Origin of the sequence: Dietzia sp. Cai40 (genome assembly GCF_014145165.1) — a bacterium.
Classification (GTDB): Bacteria; Actinomycetota; Actinomycetes; order Mycobacteriales; family Mycobacteriaceae; genus Dietzia; species Dietzia natronolimnaea.
In genome coordinates this window covers 1-6,532 of sequence record NZ_JAALEB010000231.1, presented here as the reverse complement: position 1 = coordinate 6,532, position 6,532 = coordinate 1, and the positions used below count along the sequence as shown (strand labels likewise).

6 protein-coding genes and 1 pseudogene are annotated in these 6,532 nt (G+C 71.2%); 3 read left to right on the top strand and 4 right to left on the bottom strand.

Annotated elements, in window-relative coordinates; all coding sequences use genetic code 11:
• Nucleotides 1–1,048: adenosylmethionine--8-amino-7-oxononanoate transaminase (locus G6022_RS09745; protein ID WP_182691451.1), on the bottom strand; the 1,048-nt coding region annotated here is incomplete at its 3' end.
• 1 nt (nt 1,049) lies between these two features.
• Nucleotides 1,050–2,189: a biotin synthase BioB gene (gene bioB, locus G6022_RS09740; protein WP_182639824.1), complete on the bottom strand. Its 1,140-nt coding sequence runs from the start codon at nt 2,187–2,189 to the stop codon at nt 1,050–1,052.
• A 118-nt stretch (nt 2,190–2,307) separates the two neighbouring features.
• Here bioB and G6022_RS09735 point away from each other — a divergent pair, with 118 nt between their 5' ends.
• Nucleotides 2,308–2,844 (top strand): TetR family transcriptional regulator, encoded by a 537-nt coding sequence (locus tag G6022_RS09735; protein WP_182641009.1) that lies wholly within the window; start codon nt 2,308–2,310, stop codon nt 2,842–2,844.
• Nucleotides 2,845–2,978: 134 nt separating this feature from the next.
• On the opposite strand, the gene G6022_RS09730 is transcribed toward G6022_RS09735, so the two are convergent.
• Together G6022_RS09730 and G6022_RS09725 are read right to left on the bottom strand one after the other, a co-directional pair.
• Nucleotides 2,979–3,524, bottom strand: a complete 546-nt coding sequence (locus G6022_RS09730) for a CAP domain-containing protein (protein WP_179524381.1) — start codon at nt 3,522–3,524, stop codon at nt 2,979–2,981.
• 137 nt (nt 3,525–3,661) lie between these two features.
• Complete coding sequence (locus tag G6022_RS09725; RefSeq protein ID WP_182638662.1) at nt 3,662–4,252, bottom strand: CAP domain-containing protein; 591 nt, start codon at nt 4,250–4,252, stop codon at nt 3,662–3,664.
• A gap of 222 nt (nt 4,253–4,474) precedes the next feature.
• Here G6022_RS09725 and G6022_RS09720 point away from each other — a divergent pair, with 222 nt between their 5' ends.
• A complete protein-coding gene (locus G6022_RS09720; RefSeq protein ID WP_182615744.1) occupies nt 4,475–5,581 on the top strand; it encodes a hypothetical protein in 1,107 nt (368 codons plus the stop codon).
• A 68-nt stretch (nt 5,582–5,649) separates the two neighbouring features.
• Nucleotides 5,650–6,532, top strand: a pseudogene (locus tag G6022_RS09715) (NADPH-dependent 2,4-dienoyl-CoA reductase); the annotation flags it as partial.

Here is a 6,532-nt window from a genome sequence, read left to right as displayed (position 1 = left end):
GCAGGCGCGCCTCGATCCGCGGCACGCGCTCGCGCCACTCCCCCGACTCCACCAGGTCCAGCGACGCGCACGCCACGGCGCACGCAAGGGGGTTGCCCATGAAGGTCGGCCCGTGCGCCAGGCCGCCCGCCTCGCCGGCGCTGATGACCTCGGCGACCCGATCGGTGGTGAGGGTCGCGGCGAGCGTCAGATACCCGCCGGTCAGCGCCTTGCCCAGGCACATGATGTCAGGCGCGACCCCGGCGTGGTCGGCGGCGAAGAGCTCCCCGGTGCGGCCGAAGCCGGTGGCGATCTCGTCAAAGATGAGCAGCGCCCCGGTCTCGTCTGCCAGCCGCCGCAGATCGTGCAGGTAGTCGGGGTGGTGGAAGCGCATGCCGCCCGCGCCCTGGACCACCGGCTCCACGATGATCCCGGCCAGCTCGTCCGAGTGCTCGCGCAGAACCCGCTCGAGCTCGGCGACGTAGGCCGGGTTGTAGTGGGCAGGTGGCTGCGGCGCGAAGACCTGCTCGGCGACCACTCCGCGCCACATCGAGTGCATGCCGCCGTCGGGGTCGCACACGCTCATGGGGGAGAGGGTGTCGCCGTGGTAGCCGCCGCGCCAGGTGGCCAGCCGGGTGCGGCCCGAGTGGCCCAGCGAGCGCTGGTACTGGATGGCCATCTTGGCGGCCACCTCCACCGACACCGATCCCGAGTCCGCCAGAAACACCTTGTTGAGCTCGCCCGGCGCCATCCGCGCGAGCCGGGTCGACAGCTCCACCGCCGGCGCGTGGGTGAGGCCGCCGAACATCACGTGGCTCATCGTCTCGACCTGCCGGTGCGCGGCGGCGTCGAGGTGCGGGTGGCGGTAGCCGTGGATGGCCGCCCACCACGAGCTCATGCCGTCGATCAGCTCGGAGCCGTCCGCCAGACGTAGCCGCACCCCGGACGCCGACGCCACCGGCAGCGGCTGCGTGGACGCCGGGAACCCGCCGTACGGGTGCCAGACGTGCTCGGCGTCCGCGGCCAGGAGCGCGGCGGGGGAGGCGGTGAGGTGACGCGGGGCGGACATGTCAGGCGTTCGCGGGCTCGCTGGTGCCGGCACCGCGCGTGCGGATAGCGACCTTCTTCTCCTGCTTCTCGTGCGCGGCGGGCGCCGTCACGGCCGCAGCACCGGGAGCCGTTCCCGGGTTCGCGGGGTGGTGCGACACCTGGCCGGCCCCGTCCATCTGCAGGACCTCGAGGCCGGCGTCGGCGATCATCTGCAGGTCCTCGCCGCCGGGCTGGCCCTCGCTGGTGAGGTAGTCGCCGAGGAACAGCGAGTTGGCCACGAAGAGGCCCATGCCCTGAAGGTAGCCGAGGTGGCGTTCCCGGCCGGCGGCCATCCGGATCTCGGTGTCGGGGGCGACGAACCGGACCATCGCGAGGATCCGCAGGCAGTCGCGCGGGTTGAGCGTGTCCACGCCCTCGAGCGGGGTGCCGTCGAAGGGCAGCAGGAAGTTCACCGGGATCGAGTCGACGCCCTTGGCGCGCAGGTCGAAGGCCAGCTCGACCAGCTGCTCGCGGGTCTCGCCCATGCCGGCGATGAAGCCCGAGCACGCCGAGAGGCCCGCGCCGTGCGCCTGGCTCACGGTGTGCTCGCGGTCGGCGTAGGTGTGGGTCGTGCAGATCTCCTCGTAGTGGCTCTCCGCCGTGTTGAGGTTGTGGTTGTAGGCGTCGGCGCCGCTCGAGCAGAGCTTCTCCGCCTGCCCGTCCTTCAGCGCGCCCAGGCAGGCGCACACCTCGACGCCCGGGGTGTCGGACTTGATGGCCTCGATGATGTCGGAGACCTTGCCGACCTCGCGATTGCTCGGGCCGGTGCCGCTGGCGACCAGGCACACGCGCGAGGCGCCGGCCGCGATGCCGGCCTTGGCCGCGGTGACGGCCTCCTCGGTGTTCAGCCACGTGTAGCGCAGGATGCCGGCGGTCGAGTTGAGGCGCTGCGAGCAGTAGAAGCAGTCCTCAGGGCACAGGCCGCTCTTGAGGTTGACCAGGTAGTTGACCTTGACCTTGTTGCCGAAGTGGTGGAAGCGCACGCGCGACGCGGCGGCCACGACCTCCATGAGCTCGGCGTCGGACGAGTCGAGCACGGCGAGCGCCTCCGTCGCGTCGATCGCCCCGCCGTCGAGAATGCGGTCCGCGAGCTCGTGCCAACGGGTGGTCGTGGTGGCCATGGTTCCTCCTGAACGCCGTTCATTGAACGCCGTTAAGGTAGCGGGAATTCGCCGACTTGTACAGCGTTCAGATTGCAGGCGCGTCGGAGCCGCGGGAGGGGCGATAGGGTTACCGGTCGTGGCTCTCAACAAGTCGGCCGTCGTCGACACCGCGCTCGGACTCCTGCACGAAGCGGGGTTGCCCGGCATGTCGATGCGCACGCTGGCGACGCGGCTGAACGTCCAGCCGAGTGCTCTGTACTGGCATTTCCCGTCAAAGCAGGCGCTGCTCACCGCCGTCGCCGAACGGGTCCTGGCGGACGTGGCCCCGGTGGAGGCCGGCGCATCGGCCGCCGACGAACTGCGCGGGGTGGCCCGGGCGATGCGGATCGCTGTCGCGGGGGTGCCCGACGGGGCCGAGATCGTGGCACTGGGGCTGGCCGCCGGTGCGGTGAACCCGGTGGCCGACGCGGTCGCACGGACGTGTGCGCGGCACGGGGGCGGCGATCGGGCGGCGGGCCTGACCACGGCTCTCACCGCCTACGTCCTCGGCGTGACGATCGAGGAGCAGACCCACCACAACCTCGCCGCCGTGGACCCCGCGATGCCGCGCGTGGACTACGACTCGCGATTCGACGAGGGGCTCGGGGCGATGCTGGCGGGGATGGTCGGCTGACGCCGCGCCTCGGCCGGGCCCGCACATCGAAAAGGACGTTCCGCACACCTGCTTCTCGCGAAACGTGTGCGGAACGTCCTGATCGATGAGTGGCTATGGATGAGTGCTGCCGACCGCGAACGGTCGGACCCGACTCAACTCCGGGTGAACACCTGGGTGGCGTAGAGCTTGTTGTCGCCGGCCACGGCGACGCCCATACCCATCGAGGTGTGGTCGGTGCGCAGCAGGTTGAGCCTATGTCCGGTGGACGCCATCCACTGGTTGACCAGCTGCTGAGGGGTGGCGTTGCGCCAGTTCTGCAGCACGTTCTCCGACCAGCGCGTGGTGCCGGCCGGGACCTGGTCGCGCAGATCGGGGTTGTGGTACATGCGGTTCTCCGCGGCCTGCACCTGGCTCCAGGCGGTGGCCAACCGGACGAGCGCGTCGTTGGACGGGAGCGGAGCCCGGCCGTTGGCCACGCGCGCGGCGTTGGTGGCGTCGTGGAGCTGCTGGCGGTACTCGGCGCTCGTGGGATCGAGGGCCGGGACCGTACCGCCGCCGCCGACGGCGACGCCGAACGACGAGCCCGGCATGAGGAACTGCTGCGCAGAGGCCGCGGGGACGCCGAGTCCGGCGACAGCCATGGTGGCGGCAGCGCAGACGGCGAGGGGCTTGACGAAACGAGGGGAAGTGCGACGCACGAGGGATCTCCAGTTCTGCACACCCCGAGGGGGAGGGCGTGCAGAGGCCACGGTAGAGAGCAAGTCCCCGCCGGGCTAGGGGGAAAAGAAATCTAGCCGTATTTTCACACAGTTAACCGGAAGAACCCCTGGTCGTGCTACCCCCGCTCGAAGTCGAGTACGACGTGGATCACTCCGTCCTCGCCCGCGGCCGTTCCCACTCCCACCTTCGTGAACGCGCTGTCGAGCATCCGCTCGCGCATCCCGGTGTCGGTGAGCATCGCGGTGAGCACGTTCTGCGGCGTGGCCTCCGGGGGCAGGGTCAGGACCGTGCGGTCCCGGGCCTCGCCGCTGTCGGGGACCGGGAGGTCGCCGGTCGTGGGGTCGCCCACCGCCAGCTGGTCCGCGCGGACCGCGGCCTCGACGGAGAGGATCGCGTCGGTGACCAGCCGCTCGGCGCCCACCGCGGTCCGCGCCTCGTTGACCCCGGCCACCACGCTGCCCTCGAACGCCTTCCGGGCCACCTCGGGCGGAACCACGACGAGAGGGGCGTCCTGCTCGGCGACGGTGGTGGTCGCGGTGGTCCCCGGCGTGGACGGGCCCGACATGAGGGAGGCGAGGCCGGGGATGTCCAGCGGGAAGGGCAGGGCGAGTTCGAGCGACCCCTGGGCGGAGGCCGTGCCGGCGCCCGTGACGAGCAGGAGGGCGGAGGCCCCGGCTGCGACGACGGAACGGATGGGATGACGCACGTGGGTGTCCTTTCCTGGGGTGGCGGCCGGAGCCGGACCCGGCGGGGATCGTTGACTCACACTGTAGTGCCGCGAGTTCACTCATGCATCTTTCGTCACAGAAGTCACATCTGTTACATCGTATGTAGTGGACCGCGCGGCCCGGGGCCGTACACATCTCCGACTTGCAACGATCGGCTCGAGAGCCCGCGTCGAGCTGTGATCGGCGTTACGGTCGGAGCCATGACGTCGATCCAACGAACACGGAACATCGATCCGATCACCGCCGCCGACCTGGAGTCGCTGGGCACCGCCTCGGGACCGGCGGTGTCGGTGTTCATGCCGACGCACCGCGGCGGGCCGGAGACGCGGCAGGGCCCGCTGAGGTTGCGCTCGCTGCTCGACCGCGCGCAGGCCGAGCTGGTCACCCGGGGCACACCGGCCGAAGTGGCCGCCGAGCTGCTCGCGCCGCTGCGGGAGCTGGGGAACGAGGACCCCTTCTGGCAGCACACCGCCCACGGACTGGCGCTCTACGCCGCCCCCGGCATCGCAAGGGCCTTCCGGCTGGGCACGGAGATGCCGGAACTGGTCCACGTGTCCGACTCGTTCGCCGTCCGCCCCCTGGTCCCGTCCGCGGTCGGCGACGGCGAGTTCCTCATCCTGGCCCTGAGCCAGAACTCGGTGCGCTTGTTCGAGGCCACCCGGGGTTCGGTCCACGAGCGGGACATCGGCACCGCGCCGGCGTCGATGGAGGACGCCGAGGGTCGCACCGAGCGCGAGCCCCAGCTCCAGCACCAGGCCGCTGCCGGGGGCACCGCCGCCTTCCACGGGCACGGTGCCGGCGGCGAGGTGGACCGCGTGATGCTGCAGAAGTTCTTCCGTCAGGTGGCGGCGGGTATCGACGAGCTGCTCGCGGGGCCCGACCGCCGACCGCTCGTCCTGGCGGCGGTGGCCGAGCACCACCCGATGCTCAGGGAGGAGCTGTCCTACCCCCACCTTCTCGACGACGTGGTGGCAGGGAACCCGGACCACGCCAGCGGCGCGGAGTTGCAGGAGAAGGCGTGGCCGATCGTCCAGCCCGTCCTCGGCGCCGACGCGGCAGCGGCGACCGAGCGGTTCGGGGAAGCCCTCGGGACCGGGCTCGGGGTGAGCGACCCCAGGGAGATCGTCACCGCGGCCTCCGAGGGCCGGGTGGAGACGCTGATCCTCACCGGGGCGGCCTGTCGTCCGGAAGATCAGCCGGGCGATCTCGACGACGCCGTGGGCCACACCTGCGCCACCTCCGGACGGCTCGTGGTGCTCGAGGCCCTCCCGCACGGCAACTCGGTCGGCGCGATCCTCCGCTACTGATCACGGTTCCGCGCGACACGACCTTACCGGCGGGTAAGGTCGTGTCCGGCCAGGGCACAATGGGCCCCATGAGCTCCAGCCACCCGCACTTGACCAGTCCCCTCGTCGTCGGGCCTCTCACCCTGCGCAACCGCGTGGTCATGGGGTCGATGCACACCGGACTCGAGGACCGCAGCAAGCACCTGCCCGAGCTCACGGCCTACTTCGCCGAGCGGGCGCGCGGCGGCACCGCCATGATGGTCACCGGCGGGTTCTCCCCCGACGTGGAGGGCTGGCTGCTCCCTGCCGGGTCGATGATGGCCAGCCGGCGGATGGCGGACAAACACCGCGGCCTCACCGATGCCGTCCACGCCGAGGGCTCGCACATCCTGCTCCAGCTGCTGCACGCCGGCCGGTACGGCTATCAACCGTTCGTCCGCTCGGCCTCGTCCACCAAGTCCCCGATCAGCATGTTCAAGGCGCGGGCCCTGAGCTCGCGGGGCGTCGAGCGCACCATCGACCACTGGGTGCGGGCCGCACGACTGGCGCGCCGGGCGGGGTACGACGGCGTCGAGATCATGGGCTCCGAGGGGTACCTGATCAACCAGTTCCTCGCGGCCCGGACCAACCAGCGCACCGATGCGTGGGGTGGCACCGCGAGCAAGCGCATGCGGTTCCCCGAGGAGATCGTCCGCCGGGTCCGCGCCGAGGTGGGCCCGGAGTTCCTGATCCAGTACCGCATCAGCGTGCTCGACCTGGTGCCGGACGGGCAGACCTGGGACGAGACCGCCGAGCTCGCCCAGCGCCTCGAGGCCGCGGGCGTCGACGTGTTCAACACCGGGATCGGCTGGCACGAGGCCCGCATCCCCACCATCGTCACCTCGGTGCCGCGGGCGGCGTTTGTGGACCTGGCCGCCCGGCTCAAGCAGACCGTGGGCGTGCCGGTGATCGCCTCCAACCGCATCAACACCC

Bases quoted from the DNA above. Each gene is read 5' to 3' on its own strand.
- bioB (WP_182639824.1), bottom strand. From the start codon at position 2,189: ATGGCCACCACGACCACCCGTTGGCACGAGCTCGCGGACCGCATTCTC.
- G6022_RS09720 (WP_182615744.1), top strand. From the start codon at position 4,475: ATGACGTCGATCCAACGAACACGGAACATCGATCCGATCACCGCCGCC.